17 protein-coding genes are annotated in these 16,438 nt (G+C 71.6%); 11 read left to right on the forward strand and 6 right to left on the reverse strand.

Going from position 1 to position 16,438, the window contains the following annotated elements:
* Positions 1 to 17 precede the first annotated feature (17 nt).
* Genes ACFYXE_RS00250 through ACFYXE_RS00260 form a run of 3 tightly spaced genes read right to left on the reverse strand, consistent with a single transcriptional unit; the run spans position 18 to position 1,829 of the window.
* The gene (locus tag ACFYXE_RS00250; RefSeq protein WP_389307550.1) at positions 18 to 482 is read right to left on the reverse strand and encodes a nucleoside deaminase; all 465 of its coding nucleotides are present in this window, start codon (positions 480 to 482) and stop codon (positions 18 to 20) included.
* Positions 475 to 1,416 (reverse strand): isopenicillin N synthase family dioxygenase, encoded by a 942-nt coding sequence (locus tag ACFYXE_RS00255; protein WP_389307552.1) that lies wholly within the window; start codon positions 1,414 to 1,416, stop codon positions 475 to 477. Before ACFYXE_RS00255 ends, ACFYXE_RS00250 begins: the two co-directional genes overlap by 8 nt.
* Before the next feature lie 29 nt (positions 1,417 to 1,445).
* A complete protein-coding gene (locus ACFYXE_RS00260; protein ID WP_389307554.1) occupies positions 1,446 to 1,829 on the reverse strand; it encodes a PLD nuclease N-terminal domain-containing protein in 384 nt (127 codons plus the stop codon).
* 89 nt (positions 1,830 to 1,918) lie between these two features.
* Here ACFYXE_RS00260 and ACFYXE_RS00265 point away from each other — a divergent pair, with 89 nt between their 5' ends.
* From ACFYXE_RS00265 to ACFYXE_RS00275, 3 genes are read left to right on the forward strand one after another with little or no spacing between them, the layout of a single operon-like run.
* Positions 1,919 to 3,376, forward strand: coding sequence for a menaquinone biosynthesis decarboxylase (locus ACFYXE_RS00265; RefSeq protein WP_361170137.1), 1,458 nt, complete (start codon positions 1,919 to 1,921; stop codon positions 3,374 to 3,376).
* A complete protein-coding gene (mqnP, locus tag ACFYXE_RS00270) occupies positions 3,373 to 4,275 on the forward strand; it encodes a menaquinone biosynthesis prenyltransferase MqnP (protein ID WP_361170140.1) in 903 nt (300 codons plus the stop codon). The genes ACFYXE_RS00265 and mqnP overlap by 4 nt, the downstream gene beginning before the upstream one ends.
* 25 nt (positions 4,276 to 4,300) lie before the next feature.
* Positions 4,301 to 4,984, forward strand: coding sequence for a UbiX family flavin prenyltransferase (locus ACFYXE_RS00275; protein ID WP_389307557.1), 684 nt, complete (start codon positions 4,301 to 4,303; stop codon positions 4,982 to 4,984).
* Between the two features lie 20 nt (positions 4,985 to 5,004).
* Here ACFYXE_RS00275 and ACFYXE_RS00280 read toward each other — a convergent pair whose 3' ends face one another.
* Positions 5,005 to 5,130 carry a hypothetical protein gene (locus tag ACFYXE_RS00280; RefSeq protein WP_279616319.1) on the reverse strand — a complete coding sequence of 42 codons (126 nt, stop codon included), beginning with the start codon at positions 5,128 to 5,130 and terminating at the stop codon, positions 5,005 to 5,007.
* 133 nt (positions 5,131 to 5,263) lie between these two features.
* On the opposite strand from ACFYXE_RS00280, the gene ACFYXE_RS00285 reads away from it, so the two are divergent.
* From ACFYXE_RS00285 to ACFYXE_RS00310, 6 genes are all read left to right on the forward strand, one after another.
* Positions 5,264 to 5,719: an Lrp/AsnC family transcriptional regulator gene (locus ACFYXE_RS00285; protein ID WP_030791839.1), complete on the forward strand. Its 456-nt coding sequence runs from the start codon at positions 5,264 to 5,266 to the stop codon at positions 5,717 to 5,719.
* A 58-nt stretch (positions 5,720 to 5,777) separates the two neighbouring features.
* Positions 5,778 to 6,941: an aminofutalosine synthase MqnE gene (gene mqnE, locus ACFYXE_RS00290; protein WP_361170147.1), complete on the forward strand. Its 1,164-nt coding sequence runs from the start codon at positions 5,778 to 5,780 to the stop codon at positions 6,939 to 6,941.
* A gap of 117 nt (positions 6,942 to 7,058) precedes the next feature.
* Positions 7,059 to 7,583, forward strand: a complete 525-nt coding sequence (locus tag ACFYXE_RS00295; protein ID WP_389307561.1) for a GNAT family N-acetyltransferase — start codon at positions 7,059 to 7,061, stop codon at positions 7,581 to 7,583.
* A 96-nt stretch (positions 7,584 to 7,679) separates the two neighbouring features.
* Positions 7,680 to 8,015, forward strand: coding sequence for a DUF4229 domain-containing protein (locus ACFYXE_RS00300; protein WP_389307563.1), 336 nt, complete (start codon positions 7,680 to 7,682; stop codon positions 8,013 to 8,015).
* 384 nt (positions 8,016 to 8,399) lie between these two features.
* Positions 8,400 to 9,764 carry a dicarboxylate/amino acid:cation symporter gene (locus ACFYXE_RS00305; protein WP_389307565.1) on the forward strand — a complete coding sequence of 455 codons (1,365 nt, stop codon included), beginning with the start codon at positions 8,400 to 8,402 and terminating at the stop codon, positions 9,762 to 9,764.
* A gap of 233 nt (positions 9,765 to 9,997) precedes the next feature.
* On the forward strand, positions 9,998 to 10,624 hold the full coding sequence (locus tag ACFYXE_RS00310) for a TetR/AcrR family transcriptional regulator (RefSeq protein WP_389309417.1): 627 nt from the start codon (positions 9,998 to 10,000) through the stop codon (positions 10,622 to 10,624).
* Here ACFYXE_RS00310 and ACFYXE_RS00315 read toward each other — a convergent pair.
* Complete coding sequence (locus ACFYXE_RS00315; RefSeq protein WP_389307567.1) at positions 10,587 to 11,528, reverse strand: MaoC family dehydratase; 942 nt, start codon at positions 11,526 to 11,528, stop codon at positions 10,587 to 10,589. The two genes, ACFYXE_RS00310 and ACFYXE_RS00315, sit on opposite strands and share 38 nt — an antisense overlap.
* A gap of 547 nt (positions 11,529 to 12,075) precedes the next feature.
* Positions 12,076 to 13,395: a 3-oxoacyl-ACP reductase gene (locus ACFYXE_RS00320; protein WP_389307568.1), complete on the reverse strand. Its 1,320-nt coding sequence runs from the start codon at positions 13,393 to 13,395 to the stop codon at positions 12,076 to 12,078.
* Between the two features lie 72 nt (positions 13,396 to 13,467).
* On the opposite strand from ACFYXE_RS00320, the gene ACFYXE_RS00325 reads away from it, so the two are divergent.
* Both ACFYXE_RS00325 and ACFYXE_RS00330 read left to right on the forward strand, forming a co-directional pair.
* Positions 13,468 to 14,745 (forward strand): acetyl-CoA C-acetyltransferase, encoded by a 1,278-nt coding sequence (locus tag ACFYXE_RS00325; protein ID WP_389307570.1) that lies wholly within the window; start codon positions 13,468 to 13,470, stop codon positions 14,743 to 14,745.
* Between the two features lie 110 nt (positions 14,746 to 14,855).
* Positions 14,856 to 16,433, forward strand: coding sequence for an alpha/beta hydrolase (locus tag ACFYXE_RS00330; protein WP_389307572.1), 1,578 nt, complete (start codon positions 14,856 to 14,858; stop codon positions 16,431 to 16,433).
* Positions 16,434 to 16,438: the final 5 nt, after the last annotated feature.

Here is a 16,438-nt window from a genome sequence, read left to right on the forward strand (position 1 = left end):
CGCGGCCCACCGAGGGGCTACTCCCCGATGTCCTCGCGCCACAGCTCCGGGCGCTCCGCGACGAAGCGGCGCATCATCGCCGCGCACCCGTCGTCGTCGAGCAGCACGACCTCCACGCCGTGCGCGGCCAGCCAGTCGTGGCCGCCGTGGAAGGTCCTGGCCTCGCCCACGACCACCCGCGAGATGCCGAACTGCCGCACCAGGCCGCTGCAGTACCAGCAGGGCGAGAGCGTCGTGACCATCGTCGTGCCGCCGTAGCCCCGCTGCCGTCCGGCGGCCCGGAAGGCGGCGGTCTCCGCGTGCGCGGACGGATCGCCGTCCTGCACCCGCCGGTTGTGCCCGCGCCCGAGCAGCGTGCCGTCCGCCGCGTAGAGCGCGGCGCCGATCGGGACGCCGCCCTCGGCGAGCCCCTGCCGGGCCTCCTCGACGGCCGTCGCGAGCCAGTCGCGGTCCCGCGCCGGGCCCGCGGCCGGCTCAGCCATTGCCGGCCTCCACCGCGATCGCGTCCAGCTGCCCGCGCAGGTACGTGTGCGAGTCGGTGCCCCGTACGTCGGTGCCCGGGTCGCACTCGTAGAAGTACACGAGCGACATCAGCTCCTCGGCGGGTTCCTCCGCGGGCGGCGGCAGCACGCGGTGGCGGCCCGACTGCCAGCGGCCGTCGGTCCAGCGGGCCATCAGGTCCCCGATGTTGACCGTGAACGCCGCCGGGTCGAAGGGCGCGTCCTCCCAGCCGCCCTCGTCCGTGAACACCTGCAGTCCGCCCCGGCCCGCCTGCCGGTCGAGGACCGTCACCGTGCCGAAGTCGGTGTGCGGGCCGATGCGGAACTGCCCCGGCGCGGGCTCGCCCACGGTCCGCCGCCCCGGATACCAGTTGATGTTGAAGCCCCAGGTGGGGTGGCCGGTGTGCCGGGTGAAGAAGTCCTCCGGCTCGCCCAGGGCGACGCCGAGCAGTTCGAGCAGCAGATCGGACAGGGCCCGCATCCGGCCGAGGTAGGTGACGACGAGGTCCCGCAGCTCCGGGGTCTGGGCGGGCCAGGTGTTCGGCAGGAACCACTCGGCGTCCACGGCCGCGTCGCCGGTCGGCTCGTCCGCCGCGAAGGACAGCGACTCCTTCAGGTCCGGGGGAGTGGCCGTGCCCTCCGCGTAGCTGTTGGCCTCGGCACCGGGGCCGAGCCAGCCGCGTGCGCCCACCCGCACCGCGTAGGGCCGCTTCGCGGTGTCCGGCAGGTGGAAGAAGGCGCGCGCCGACGCGCGGATCGCGGTGCGCAGGGCCGGGTCGACGCCGTGCCCGGTGACCAGCAGGAACCCCGCGGTGCGCAGGGCCTCGTCGACGGTGCGGGCCGTCCGCGCGCGGGCGCCGGGGTCACCGGAGAGCCACGGCCGCAGGTCGACCGTGGGGATGCGGGATGCGCTCATGCCCCCATGGTGCCCGGGCGGACGCTCCGTCAGGCGTCGCCGCCCGTGTCCTTTTTGTTCTCGCCCGGGTCCTTGTCCCTGTCGTCCCTGTCGTCCCCGTGGCCCCCGGCGCCCCCGTCGTCCCCGCTCTTGCTCTCGTCGCGCAGCGACTTCAGGAACTCGGGGTTGTCGTCCGGCGCGACCCACCGGCCGCGGCCCCGGGCGCCGACGCCGCCCGCACCGGGCGCGTGGCGCACCTTGCCGGTGACGAACCAGGCGATCGGGCCGAGCAGCACCTCGCCGAAGAGCAGCACGATGATGACCCACACCACCTTCGGCAGATGCCTGACCTCCTTCTCCGGAGTGTTCAGGACATCGATGAAGGCATAGATCCACACTGCCAGGACCAGCAGGAACGGCAGATACCTGAGCATGGTGGTGCGATCCCCCAAGCGGTGGCGGCGGGGGGCGTGCGAGCCCCCGGTGACGGGGCCAGGGTAGCCGGTGCCGGATACTGGAACGCATGGCTTACGACGATCTTCGCTCCCTGCTCCGGGCACTGGACCGCGAGGGCGATCTCAAGCGCATCAAGGCCGAGGTCGATCCCTACCTGGAGGTCGGCGAGATCGTCGACCGCGTCCAGAAGTCGGGCGGTCCCGCGCTCCTCTTCGAGAACGTCAAGGGCTCCGCGATGCCCCTGGCGATGAACGTGTACGGGACGGACCGGCGCCTCCTGAAGGCGCTGGGCCTGAAGTCGTACGGCGAGATCAGCGAGAAGATCGGCGGCCTGCTCAAGCCGGAGCTGCCGCAGGGCTTCGTCGGCGTGCGCGAGGCGTTCGGCAAGCTCGGCGCGATGACGCACGTCCCGCCCAAGAAGGTGAAGTCCGACAGCGCGCCGGTCCAGGAGGTCGTCCTGACCGGCGACGACGTCGACCTGGAGCAGCTGCCCGCGCTCTTCACCTGGCCCGAGGACGGCGGCTCCTTCTTCAACCTGGGCCTGACCCACACCAAGGACCCGGACACCGGGGTGCGCAACCTCGGCCTGTACCGCCTGCAGCGCCACGACAAGCGCACCATCGGCATGCACTGGCAGATCCACAAGGACAGCCGCAACCACTACCAGGTGGCCGCCCGCCGGGGCGAGAAGCTGCCGGTGGCGATCGCCTTCGGGTGCCCGCCCGCCGTGACGTACGCCTCGACGGCGCCGCTGCCGGGCGACATGGACGAGTACATGCTGGCCGGGTTCATCCAGGGAAAGCGCGTCGAGATGGTCGACTGCAAGACCGTCCCGCTGCAGGTCCCGGCGCACGCCGAGGTGGTCATCGAGGGCTGGCTGGAGCCGGGCGAGATGCTGCCGGAGGGCCCCTTCGGCGACCACACCGGCTTCTACACGCCGCAGGAGCCGTTCCCCGCGCTGACCATCGACTGCGTGACGATGCGCAAGCGTCCGCTGCTCCAGTCGATCGTGGTCGGCCGCCCGCCCACGGAGGACGGCCCGCTCGGCCGCGCCACCGAGCGGTTCTTCCTCCCCCTCCTCAAGGTGATCGTCCCGGACATCGTGGACTACCACCTGCCGGAGTCGGGAGGCTTCCACAACTGCGCGATCGTCTCGATCGACAAGAAGTACCCGAAGCACGCGCAGAAGGTCATGCACGCCATCTGGGGCGCCCACATGATGTCGCTGACCAAGCTGATCGTGGTCGTGGACAAGGACTGCGACGTCCACGACCTGCACGAGGTGTCCTGGCGCGCCCTCGGCAACACCGACTACGCCCGTGACCTCACCGTGCTGGAGGGCCCGGTCGACCACCTCGACCACGCCTCCTACCAGCAGTTCTGGGGCGGCAAGGCGGGAATCGACGCCACGAAGAAGCTTCCCGAAGAGGGATACACCCGGGACGGCGGCTGGCCGAACATGGTCGAGTCCGACCCGCACACGGCGGCGAAGGTCGACCGTCGCTGGAAGGAATACGGACTGTGAGTTCAGCCTCCGCCGCGATCCCGCAGCCGGGCCGCACCAAGGCGTTCCTGCGCCTCGTGATGATCGAGCACTCGGTCTTCGCGCTGCCGTTCGCCTACATCGCCGCGCTGACCGCGATGTTCCGGCTGGACGGGAACATCCACTGGGGGCGGCTGCTCCTGGTGACCGTCTGCATGGTGGGCCTGCGCACCTTCGCCATGGCCGCGAACCGGATCATCGACCGGGAGATCGACGCCCGCAATCCGCGCACCGCGCACCGCGAGCTCGTCACGGGCGCGGTGTCGGTGAAGTCCGCGTGGACGGGCGCGCTGATCGCGCTGGTCGTCTTCCTCGCGTCGGCCGCGCTGCTCAACCCGCTGTGCCTGGCGCTCGCGCCGGTCGCGGTGATCCCGATGGTGGTCTATCCGTACGGGAAGCGGTTCACGAACTTCCCGCAGGCGATCCTCGGCATCGCGCAGGCGATGGGGCCGGTCGGCGCCTGGATCGCGATCACCGGCGAGTGGTCGGGCCAGGCGGTGATCCTCGGGCTCGCGGTCGGCATCTGGATCGGCGGCTTCGACCTGATCTACGCCTGCCAGGACGTGGAGACGGACCGCGAGGTCGGCGTGAAGTCGGTGCCCGCGCGGTTCGGCATCCCGGCCGCCATCCGGGGCGCGCGCGCCTGCCACCTGGTGACCACGGCGCTGTTCGTCTGGTACGCGGCGTCCACGGACGCGGGCGTGTTCTTCTGGCTGGGCATCGCGGTCGTCGCGGGCGCCTTCGTCTACGAGCACTCGATCGTGCGGCCGCACGACCTGTCCCGGCTGAACCGGGCCTTCTTCCAGGTGAACGGTTTCATCGGAATCGCCCTGTTCGTGTGCGCGCTGCTGGATCTGCTCGTACGCGGCCTCACCCTCTGAACGGCCCGGGGATAGGCTTCAGAGCGTGAACCCAGGAGATACGCAGCGTAGGCCTTGGATCGTGGGGGTGTCGGGCGCCTCGGGGACGCCCTATGCCGCCGCCGTGCTGCGTGCGCTGCTCGCGGCGGGGGAGAGCGTGGACCTCGTCGTCTCGCGGGCCTCGCGGCTGACGCTGCTCGACGAGACGGGCATCGCCTTCCGGGACGCGCACTGGCGCGAGGACCTGCGGCACTGGCTGGGGCGCGGCGCGGACGGCAAGCCCGCCGCGTTCGACGTGCCGGAGCGGGCGCTTCAGGACGTGCGGTACTGGGCCGCGGGCGACCTGGCGGCGGGGCCGTCCTCGGGGTCGTACGCGACGAAGGGGATGCTGATCGTGCCGGCGTCCACGGCGTGTGTGGCCGGGGTGGCGCTCGGGCTCTCGAAGGACCTGCTGCAGCGCTCGGCGAGCGTGACGCTGAAGGAGGGCAGGCGGCTCGTGGTCTGCGTACGCGAGACGCCGCTGAACGGTCAGACGCTGAAACACCTGGTGAGCCTGGACGAGGCGGGCGCGATCGTGCTGCCCGCCTCTCCGGCGTTCTACGCGGGGGCGACGCACATCCAGGATCTGGTGGACTTCGTCGCCGGGCGGATGCTGGACGCGGCACGGGTGCCGCACAGCTTGTACCGCCGTTGGGAGGGAGAGCTGGGGGGCGCTTCCGGTGCCGGATGAGCACCCCGACGGGGGAGGGGCTACCGCTTCTTGGCGCCCCGGGCCTTCTTGGCGGCCTTGCGCGGCGCCGCGACGTTCGCACGCGAGCGGTTGGCCATGTCCTGGAGCTCGCGCATGCGGGCGTAGGCCATCTCGATCGAGTACACGGGTGACTCACTCCTGAAGGATCGTCGTTGATCGGCCGAAATTGAGAAAGATTCACAGGGCCTAGGCCCTGTTACGCCTTAGATTCTACACATAGACTCGCGGTATCGCTGAATAATGAAAGGCATCGCACCTATGGACGCCGTGGACAGGCAGCTCATCCAGGCCCTGCGGGAGAACGGCCGCGCCTCGTACGCCGAACTCGGGCGGCTCGTGGGCCTCTCCGGGCCCAGCGTCACGGACCGGATCAACCGCCTCGAAGCGGCCGGTGTCATCACGGGCTACCGCGCGACCGTCGACTCCGCCTCGCTCGGCCTCGGCGTCATCGCCCTCATCGGCATCTCGCTCTCCGACGCCGCCGACCACGAGGACGTGGCGCGGCGCCTGAAGGACCTGCACGAGATCGAGGACTGCTGGTTCATCGCGGGCGACGACTCGTACATGCTCAAGGTCAGGGCCAGCGACGTGGACGGTCTGGAGAAGACCATCCGCCGGCTCAGCGGCACCCGGGGCGTCTCGCGCACGCGGACGACGATCGTGCTCTCCACCAAGTGGGAGAACCGTGTCGGGGAGCTGCCCGAGGAGGAGTGAGCGGGGGCGTGGGCGTACGGTGGGCCGGAGTTTGTCGTAGGAGAGGTAAGGGCGAGGCATGGACGCAGGTCTCAAGCGCGAACTTGAGCAGAAGGTCCGGGACGGTGAGCGGCTGTCCCGCGAGGACGGCATCGCGCTCTACGAGTCGGACGACCTGGCCTGGCTCGGCGGACTCGCGCACGAGGTGCGCACCCGCAAGAACGGCGACGTCGTGCACTTCAACGTCAACCGCCACCTCAACATGACGAACGTGTGCACCGCGTCCTGCGCGTACTGCTCCTTCCAGCGCAAGCCGGGCGAGAAGGACGCGTACACGATGCGCATCGAGGAGGCCGTCCGGCTCGCCAAGGCGATGGAGGGCGAGAACCTCACCGAGCTGCACATCGTCAACGGCCTGCACCCCAACCTGCCGTGGCGCTACTACCCGCGCTCGCTCTCCGAGCTCAAGAAGGCGCTGCCCGACGTCTCCCTGAAGGCCTTCACCGCCACCGAGATCCACCACTTCGAGACGATCTCGGGGATGTCCGCGTCCGACATCCTCGACGAGCTCATCGAGGCCGGCCTGGAGTCGCTGACCGGCGGCGGCGCGGAGATCTTCGACTGGGAGGTGCGTCAGCACATCGTCGACCACCGCACCCACTGGGAGGACTGGTCGCGCATCCACCGCCTCGCGCACGAGAAGGGTCTCAAGACCCCGTGCACGATGCTGTACGGCCACATCGAGGAGCGGCGCCACCGCGTCGACCACGTGCTGCGGCTGCGTGAACTGCAGGACGAGACCGGCGGTTTCCAGGTCTTCATCCCGCTGCGCTACCAGCACGACTTCGTCGACATGCAGGACGGCAAGGTCAGGAACCGGCTGCAGGCGCGCACCACGATGGCGTCCGGCGCCGAGGCCCTGAAGACCTTCGCGGTCTCGCGCCTCCTCTTCGACAACGTGCCGCACGTCAAGGTCTTCTGGGTGATGCACGGCCTGCACACCACCCAGCTCGCCCTGCAGCACGGCGCGGACGACATGGACGGCTCGGTCGTCGAGTACAAGATCACGCACGACGCGGACAACTTCGGCACGCCGAACAAGCTGACCCGCGAGGACCTCCTCGACCTGATCCGCGAGGCGGGCTTCCGCCCGATCGAGCGGAACACGCGCTACGAGGCGATCCGGGAGTACGAGGGTCCCGACCCGATGCTGCGCGAGGCCCCGCAGGCGATGCGCGTCTGACCCGCGGCCTTCCGTCACCACGCAGCGAGCCCCGGCCCCACCGGCCGGGGCTCGCTGCGTCGTCCGGGATGCGGGATGCGCTTGAGCCCCCTGATGCGTAATGGTTACTCTCGCTCCATGACGCTTACATTCCGCCTCGATCCGGAGATCGACCCCGCCCTGCGCGACGGCGTCCTCGCCCTGTGGGCCGACGTCTCCAACGCCGGCGGAGCCGTCGGCTTCGTGCCGCCCGTGACCGTCGACGACATACGCCCCGAGTGGCTCAAGCGCCTGGCGGAGCTGAGCGAGGGCCGCACCCGGCTCCTCGTGGGGTACGACGAGGAGGGCGCCGTCGCCGCGACCGCGTTCCTCGCGTACAACCAGCACCGGCTGATGAAGCACTGGATCTGGCTGTACGTGGTGATGGTCCACCCGCGCCACCAGGGCAAGGGGTACGGGCGCGACCTGATGGCCGCCGCCGCACAGGCCGCCCGCTCGATCGACGGCGTCGAGGCGATCCGGCTCACCTGCCGGGGCGGCACCGGCGTCGACCGCTTCTACGCCGCCTGCGGATACAAGGAGGTCGGCCGCGTGCCGGGCGCGATCCGGGTCGCTCCCGGCGACGACCGCGACGACATCACGATGCTGTTGCCGCTGCCGTAGGACCGGGCACCCCCGTGCCGGACGCGGCCCGTCCCGTGCTTCACTGGAGAGGCTCGTCCAGCTCGGGCCCATTTCGGAACGGAAGAGTGGATTGACATGCTCCGCTACACGCTGATGCGCCTCGGGATCTTCGTGGGTTGCTTCTTGGTCGTCTGGGGCCTGGTCTACTCCGAGATCCTGCCGCGCGGCCTCGGCGACTCGAACCTCCTGTGGGTGCTGCTGCTCTCGCTGGTCATCTCCGCGCCCATCAGCTTCGTGGCGCTGCGCAAGGAGCGCGACCGCGCCTCGATGAACGTCGTCGCGCGCGTCGACCGCGCCAAGGCCAACCTGGACGCGAACCGCAGCCAGGAGGACGAGGCCGACGACGTCGCCCGCTCCGGCGCGCAGACCTCCCCGCAGACGCAGGGCTCCACGCAGGCGCAGGGCTCGTAAGCTTCGTCACACCCGTCACCGGACCCCGGTCCCGGAGCACATCGCTCCGGGGGCCGGGGTTCCGTGCGTCGAGGGGCAGTTGGGACCCCGCGCGCGGGCCGGGAAGCGGCAGCAACCCCTCCGCCTACCTCAAACAAGACCTTTGATGTTCTCAAAGCACGAGTGTTAACGTGTTCGACATGAAGACAGCAGCAGCGCACCGCCACGTCATGAGCGTCCCGCTCGTGGCGCGCCTGCATGTCGACCTCTGCCGCTGCATGTCCGCGGCCTGTCACATCTGAACGTGACCCCCGCCGCAGCGACTCCGCCGGCCTCTCGCGGTTGCCGCTCCCGTACGTCCGCTTTCCCCTGACTTCCCCTGACTTTCCTCACCGGAGTGTGTCCGTGTCCGCGAATCCCGCGACGCCCGCCGACCAGGCCGGGCAGCCCGAGAAGCCCCAGTCCGGCTTTCGGATACCCAAGTTCCTCAAGATCCCCTTCTGGGCCCAGATCCTCGGTGGCCTGGTCCTGGGCGTCCTGCTCGGCTGGATCGCCCGCAACCAGGACGTCGACTGGCTCGTCACCACCCTCTCCAAGGTCGGTGACACCTTCATCGGGCTCCTGAAGCTCGCGGTCGCCCCGCTCGTCTTCTTCGCGATCCTGGTGTCGATCACCAACCTGCGGAAGGTCAACAACGCCGCACGGCTGGCCACCCGCACCCTGCTGTGGTTCATGATCACGTCGCTGATCGCGGTGGCCATCGGCCTCGCCATCGGCCTGATCACCAACCCCGGCTCCGGCACCGGTCTCACCCCGAAGGACGGCAAGGCCCCCGACCACGCGGGCTCCTGGATCGACTTCCTCACCGGGATCATCCCGACCGACGTCGTCACGCCCTTCACCCAGCTGAACGTCCTGCAGATCGTCTTCATGGCCGCCGTCGCCGGCATCGCCGTCCTGAAGATCGGCGACAAGGCGCAGCCCATCCTGGACCTCTCCGAGTCCGTGCTCGCGCTGCTGCAGAAGGCCCTGTGGTGGGTCATCAAGCTCTCCCCGATCGGCACCATCGGCCTCATCGGCTTCGCCATCGCGGACTACGGCTGGAACCTCATCAGCAAGTACGCGACGTTCACCGCGGACATCTACATCGGCTGCGCCCTGGTCCTCTTCGGCGTCTACCCGCTGCTGCTCGCGTTCGTCGCCAAGGTCAACCCGCTGCAGTTCTTCAAGGGCGCCTGGCCCGCGATCCAGCTGGCGTTCGTCTCCCGCTCCTCGGTCGGCACCATGCCGATCACCCAGAAGGTCACCGAGCGCCTCGGCGTCCCGAAGGAGTACACCTCCTTCGCCGTGCCGTTCGGCGCGACCACCAAGATGGACGGCTGCGCCGCGATCTACCCGTCGATCGCCGCGATCTTCGTCGCGCAGATCTTCGACGTGAACCTGGGCATCAAGGAGTACCTGCTCATCGCGTTCGTCTCGGTCGTCGGCTCCGCTGCCACTGCTGGTCTGACCGGTGCCACCGTCATGCTGACGCTGACCCTGTCGACGCTCGGCCTGCCGATGGAGGGCGTGGGCCTGCTCCTCGCCATCGACCCGGTCCTCGACATGATGCGCACCGCGACGAACGTCGCCGGACAGGCGCTGGTCCCCGTGATCGTCGCCGCCCGCGAGAAGATCCTCGACCACGACGCGTACGAGAGCGCGTCCGCGTCGCCGCTGGAGGAGTACGACGAGGTGCCCTCGTCGCACGCGGTGGCTGCCGCCGCCTGAGCCACCGGCTCGACCTGCGGCCCTTCCCGGCCGCCGGAAGCCCCGCCCCGTCCCGGGGCGGGGCTTCCGTCTTCCGGCGGTCGGACGGTCCTGCGGCGGTGGGACGGTCCTGCGGCGGTCCGGTAATCGTGAAGTGGCCTCCGGTGACCGTACGCTGACGTGTGAACGGACAGCGTGGGAAGGCGGGGGCCGGGGTGGGCGAGAAGCGGCGGCACAAGCAGCGGCAGACGAGGATGCCGCGGGCCGTGCGCGAGCAGCAGATGCTGGACGCGGCGGTGCGGACGTTCGGGCAGCGGGGGTACCGGGCCGCGTCCATGGACGAGATCGCGGAGCTCGCCGGGGTCTCCAAGCCGCTCGTCTATCTGTATCTGAACTCCAAGGAGGAGCTCTTCAGCGCGTGCATCCGCCGCGAGGCCGCCGCGCTGGTCGACGCGGTGCGGGACGGGGCGAGCGGGGCGGCGGGCGAACCCGCCGACCGGCAACTGTGGGACGGGCTCCGCGCGTTCTTCGCGCACACCGCCGAGCGGCCCGACGGGTGGGCCGTCCTGCACAGCCAGGCGCGGACGCAGGGCGAGCCGTTCGCGGCGGAGGTCGCCGCGATGCGCGAGGAGATCGTCGCGTTCGTGACGACGCTGATCGCGCAGGCGGCGCGGTCCGCCCACGGTGACCCCTCGCTGCCCGACCGCGAGGTCGCGGGGCTCGCGCAGGCGCTGGTGGGGGCGGCGGAGTCGCTGGCCGGGTGGGCCAACACGGACACGTCCGTCTCCGCCAAGGAGGCGGCCGCGACGCTCATGAACTTCGCCTGGGCCGGGCTCGGGGGGCTCATGGAAGGGCGGCGCTGGGCTCCGTCCGGCCGATGAGGTGCGTTCTGGCTTGCGCGCCGTGGAGGCCGTGGAGGCCGTGGAGGGTGAAGGCGGGGCCGCGGCGGGTGTACGTGACCGTGGCGGGGAGCAGGACGGGGGACCTGAACTCCACGTGGGCGTAGGTGGGTTCCCCCTCGTCCTGCTTGCTCTCGTCGGTTCGGCCGGCGCGGGTGATCTGCGCCAGGCAGCGGGCCGCGGTCCACATGCCGTGGGCTATGGCGCGGGGGAAGCCGAAGGGGCGGGCCGTGAGGGGGTGCAGGTGGATGGGGTTGCGGTCGCCGCTGACGGTGGCGTAGCGGCGGCCCAGGTCCGGGGGGAGGGTCCACTCCTCGACTGCGTCGGGCTGCTGTAGGGGCTCGGTGGGCGCGGGCGCGGGCGTGGGTGTGGGTGTGTGCGGTGGGGGTGTGGTTTTTGTGGTGTGGCGGGCCAGGTAGGTGCTGGTGGATTCCCAGAGCAGCGTGCCGTCCTTGGTGGTGGCCTCGGTACGCAGGACGGCCTCCGTGCCGCGGCGGTGGGGCACGAACCGCTCTGCCTGCACGGTGAGTTCGAGCTCCTGGGTGTGGTGCAGGGGGTGGTGCCGGGTGAGCTCGATGGACGTGTGGACGAGGCCCAAGAGGGGGAGCGGGAAGGCGGGGGCGGCCATGAGGCGCATGGCCAGGGGGAAGGCGAGGACGTGTGGATACGTGAGGGGGAGTGGGCCTCCGGTGCGGGTGCCGGTGCCGGTGTCGTCGTCGGTGGGGAAGCCGCAGATCTTTTGGTACGCCGCCAGGTGGCGGGGGTCCGGGGTGCGGGTGGCCGTCAGGGGGGCCTGGGTCGCGGGGCCCGGGGCGGGGTGTTTGAGGGGGGAGAGGGCGGCGGCGCGGAGGAGTAGGGCGGGGAGGGGGACGTCTGTGGCTCGCATGGAGTCCTTTCGGTGGGGTCGGTGTCTGCGTCGGTCCTGCGCCTGTTCTTCGGTTCGTGGGGCGGGGCCGCGGGGGTATGTGCGTACTCGCTATCCCTGCGCCCCGCTGCACGAACAAAGGCGCCATTGTTTCCTCGGTGCTCCGTGCGCACATACCCCCACGTCCCCTCGCGTCTCGCGTGCGGGTGCGGCCCGGTGGTGCGTCGGTCGCGGGTGCGGCCCGGTGGGCTTGTTCCGTGAGTCCCCTCGACCGGAGGGGTGAGGGTGAGTCCGTAGGTTCCCCTCGACCTGAGAGGCGGGAGTGAGCCAGTAGTCCCCTCGACCGGAGAGGTTGGGGGAGTTCCCCACCCACCCGCCCCCGCCCGGTGCGAGGGCGGGACCCATCCACCGAGCACGAGGCCGGTACTCTTCCTCCCCGCTTCGCCCGCCGCGAGGCGGTACTTACGTGCCCCTACTCCCGCCGTACGGCGCGGGGTGAACGGGTGGGTGGGAGAGGTCCGCCGCGGAGCGGTGGGGGTGGTTCAGGGGTGGGGAGTGGTGGCTGAGGTCAGGCGCCCAGGAGGCTTTGGCCGCAGACGCGGATCGTCTGGGCGTTGACGCCGCCCTGGGCGAGCCAGGAGGTCGTCTCGGCGACGTCCACCGGGAGGCCGCCCTGCGCCAGGGAGTTCATGCGGCGGCCCGCCTCGCGGATGAAGAGGGGGACGGCCGCCGTCATCTTCGTCTCGATGAAGCCGGGGGCGACCGCGTTGACCGTGACCCCGTGTTCCGCCAGCGCCCGCGGCCCGAGCGAACGGACCAGGCCGATGATCCCCGCCTTGCTCGCCGCGTAGTTGGTCTGGCCCGCGTTGCCCGCGATCCCCGCGATGGACGCCGTGGCGACGATCCGCCCGCCGCGGCGGATCGTGCCGGTCTTCAGGAGGGCGTCCGTGGTGGCGAGGACCGCGGCGAGGTTCACGTCCAGGACGGACGTCCAGCGGTCCCGGCCCATGTTGGCCAGCTTGCGGTCGCGGGTGATGCCCGCGTTGTGGACGAGGATGTCGAGGCCGTCGCCGGGGAGCGCCGCGGCGATGCGCTCGCCCGCGTCCGCCGCCGTGATGTCCAGCGGCAGCGCCGTGCCGCCCAGGCGTTGTGCCACGCGGGCCAGATCGGCCGCGGCGGACGGCACGTCCAGGAGCGTGACGTGGGCCCCGTCCCGCGTCAGGACCTCGGCGACCGCTTCGCCGATGCCGCGCGCCGCGCCCGTCACGAGGGCGGTGCGGCCCGCGAGCGGCCTGGCCCAGTCCGCGGGGGCCGCCAGGCTCTGGGAGGGTCCGGTCTCGACGACCTGGCCGGTGACGTAGGCCGACTTGGGGGAGAGCAGGAAGCGCAGGGTGGGTTCGGCGGTGGCGATGGGTCCCGAGACCCGTACGAGGGTGGCGGTGCGGCCGCGGCCGAGCTCCTTGGCCAGGGAGCGCACGAACCCTTCGAGCGCCTGCTGGGCCGCCGCCTGGTGGTGGTCCGCGGGGTCCGGCGGCGATCCGACGACCAGGACGCGGCCGTGGTCCGCGACCTCGCGCACCACGGGGTGCAGGGCGGCGTGCGCCCCGGCGAGGGTCGCGACGTCGGCCATCGCCGTGGCGTCCAGGACGACGGCGGCGGGGCGGTCGGCGGTCGGGGTGGTGACGACCCGGTGGCCGGTGGCGGCGAGGAGGGTCGGGAGGTCTTCGGCGTAGGCGGAGGTGCCCGCGGTGAGCAGCAGCAAGTCGCCGTCCAGCGCGGGGTGTTCGGGGGACCAGCGGCGCAGCGCGGCCGGCTGGGGGAGGCCCAGGCGGCGGGTGAGGAAGCGGCCGGGGCCGGTGGCGGTGAAGGTCAGATAGCGGTCGGCCATTGTCCAACTCCCAGCTCGGTCGTAAATTTACTTCTGAGTAAGGTTACTCAAGGGTCAGGAGCTGGTCGAGACATGAGTTCTCCCTCTGTGCGCCGGGTCGCCGTCCTCGGCGGCAGCCGCATCCCGTTCGCCCGGTCCGACGGGCCGTACGCCACCGCATCGAACCAGGACATGCTGACCGCGGCCCTGGACGGGCTCGTCGCGCGGCACGGCCTCGAAGGGCCGGGCGCGGTCGGCGAGTTCGTCGCCGGGGCCGTGCTCAAGCACAGCCGGGACTTCAACCTCGCCCGCGAGGTCCTGCTCGGGTCGGCGCTCGACCCGCGCACCCCCGCCTACGACATCCAGCAGGCCTGCGGCACCGGCCTGCAGGCCGTGGTCGCCGTCGCCAACAAGGTCGCGCTCGGCCAGGTCGAGTCGGGGATCGCCGGCGGGTCCGACACCGCGAGCGACGCCCCGCTCGGCGTCAACGACCGGCTGCGGCGCATCCTGCTGGAGGCGCGGCGGGCCGGGTCCGTGGGCGGGCGGCTGCGGGCGCTCGGCAAGGTGCGGCCCGCCCACCTCGTACCGGACATCCCGCGCAACGCCGAGCCCCGCACCGGCCTGTCCATGGGCGAGCACGCCGCCGTGACCGCGCGGGCGTGGGGCATCACGCGCGCCGCGCAGGACGAGCTCGCCGCGCTCAGCCACCAGCGGCTCGCGGCCGCGTACGAGCGGGGGTTCCTGGACGACCTCGTCGTGCCGTTCCGCGGCCTGGACCGCGACCAGAACCTGCGGCCCGGGTCGACCGTGGAGAAACTGGCCACGCTCAAGCCGGTGTTCGGCACCGGCGAGCCCGGCGCGACCATGACCGCGGGCAACTCGACCCCGCTGACCGACGGTGCCGCCCTCGCGCTGCTCGGCAGCGAGGAGTGGGCCGCGGCGCGCGGCCTGGAACCGCTCGCGTACCTCACCGCCTGCGAGAGCGCCGCCGTCGACTTCGTGCGGGGAGACGTCGTCGGGGGCGAGGACGGACTCCTGATGGCCCCCGCGTACGCCGTGCCCCGGATGCTGGAGCGGGCCGGGTACACCCTCGCCGACTTCGACTTCGTCGAGGTGCACGAGGCCTTCGCCTCCCAGGTGCTCGCCACGCTCGCCGCCTGGGAGAAGCGGGGGCTCGGCACGGTGGACCGGGCGCGCCTGAACGTCGCGGGGTCCTCGCTGGCGACGGGTCACCCGTTCGCCGCGACCGGCGCACGGATCGTCGCCACCCTGGCCAAGCTGCTCGCCGAGCGCGGGCGGCCGGGGCGCGGGCTGATCTCCGTGTGCGCCGCGGGCGGGCAGGGGGTGACCGCGATCCTGGAGCGGGACTGAACCGCGTACGCACCGTGACCGGGGTGTACGGAGGGTCACCTTGCGCTGAACGGGCGAGGCCCGCGCCCCGCCCTTAGGGTGAGCCGAGGGGCTGACCCTGGGAGGTTGCCGTGCGCGGAGCCTGTGCAGTCGCCGGCGTCACCGCGCTGGTCGTCGTCGGAGCGGTCGTGCCGGGCGTGGCCTCGGCCGCGACCGTCGCCGACGGGAGCGGCGGGCGGCCCGACCTGTCGCGCTTCTACACGCAGAAGATCAAGTGGACCGCCTGCAAGGGCGAGACGGCGTCCGCGGCGGAGGCCTCGGGCGGCACCAAGGACGTCCGGTGCGGGCACGTGTCCGTCCCGCTCGACTACGCCAAGCCCGCCGCCGGGACCGTCGACGTCGCGATGATCCGGATGAAGTCCAGCGCGAGCGGCAAGCCGCGCGGCTCCCTGCTGCTCAACTTCGGCGGCCCCGGCGGCCCCGGCGTCTCCGCGCTGGCCGGCTCCCAGAAGGAGTTCGGCTTCCTCAGCAAGGGGTACGACGTCGTCTCCTTCGACCCGCGCGGGGTGGGCCAGAGCGAGCCGGTCAGCTGCGGCGACGCCGAGCAGGACACCGACGCGATGTCCGGCGACGCGGACGACCCGGCCGCCGTCCTCGACGGGCTGCGCAGGATCGCCGAGCAGTGCAAGGCCGAGTCGGGCCCGGTCCTGCCGCACATGGGGACCGTCAACGTCTCCCGCGACCTGGACGTCATGCGGCAGGCGCTCGGCGACAAGAAGCTGAACTACCTCGGCTTCTCCTACGGCACGCGGCTCGGCGCCGTCTACGCCGCGCAGTTCCCCCGGAAGGTCGGGCGGATGGTGCTCGACGGCGTCGACACCCTCACCGAGCCCGTCGCCGAGCAGTCCCTCGCGACCGCGGAGGGCCGCCAGACCGCCCTGGACAACTTCCTCGCCTGGTGCACCGGCAACGCCGGATGCGTCTTCGGCACCGACGCCCGCTCGGCCCGCCGGGGCATGGTCCGGCTCATCGACGACATGGACCGGATGCCGCTGCGCTCCCTGGACGGCCAGGAGTTCACCGGACAGGACGTCGTCGGCGTCCTCAGCCAGGCCCTGTACAGCAGGCAGGCGTGGCCCGCGCTCTCGCAGGCCCTGGGCGCGCTGCTCGCCGACGGCGACCCGCGCGCGCTCATCCGGATGAGCGGTGGCCTCGCGGACGCCTCGGTGCCCGGCCGTGCCGCGGCCGGGGCGGCGGGCGACGAGATGCCCGCGGACAACATGGAGGCCGCCCTGATGGCGGTGAACTGCGCCGACGACCCCGACCGGCCCGACGCCGCCCGCATAGAGAAGGAGGTCGGCCGCCTCCAGGAGGAGTTCGACGAGGCCTCGCCGGTCTTCGGCAAGTCGATGCTGATGCCCGTGCTGCTGTGCTTCGGCCGCCCCGCGGGGACCAGCTACATCCGGGACGACGTACGGGACCTGAAGACGCCCGACCTGCTGCTCGTCGGCACCCGCGGCGACCCGGCCACCCCCTACCGGTGGACGGAGGAGACCGCGAAGCGCCTCGGCCCGAAGGCCGTCGTCCTGGACAACAAGGGGGACGGGCACACCGGTTACCTCGGCTCCACCTGCGTGCAGGACAAGGTCGACGGCTTCCTGCTGTACGGCGAGACGCCGAAGACCGGGAGCTCCTGCGCGGCCGAGTGACGCCG

Source organism: Streptomyces sp. NPDC002564, from assembly GCF_042889645.1.
Taxonomy (GTDB): domain Bacteria; phylum Actinomycetota; class Actinomycetes; order Streptomycetales; family Streptomycetaceae; genus Streptomyces.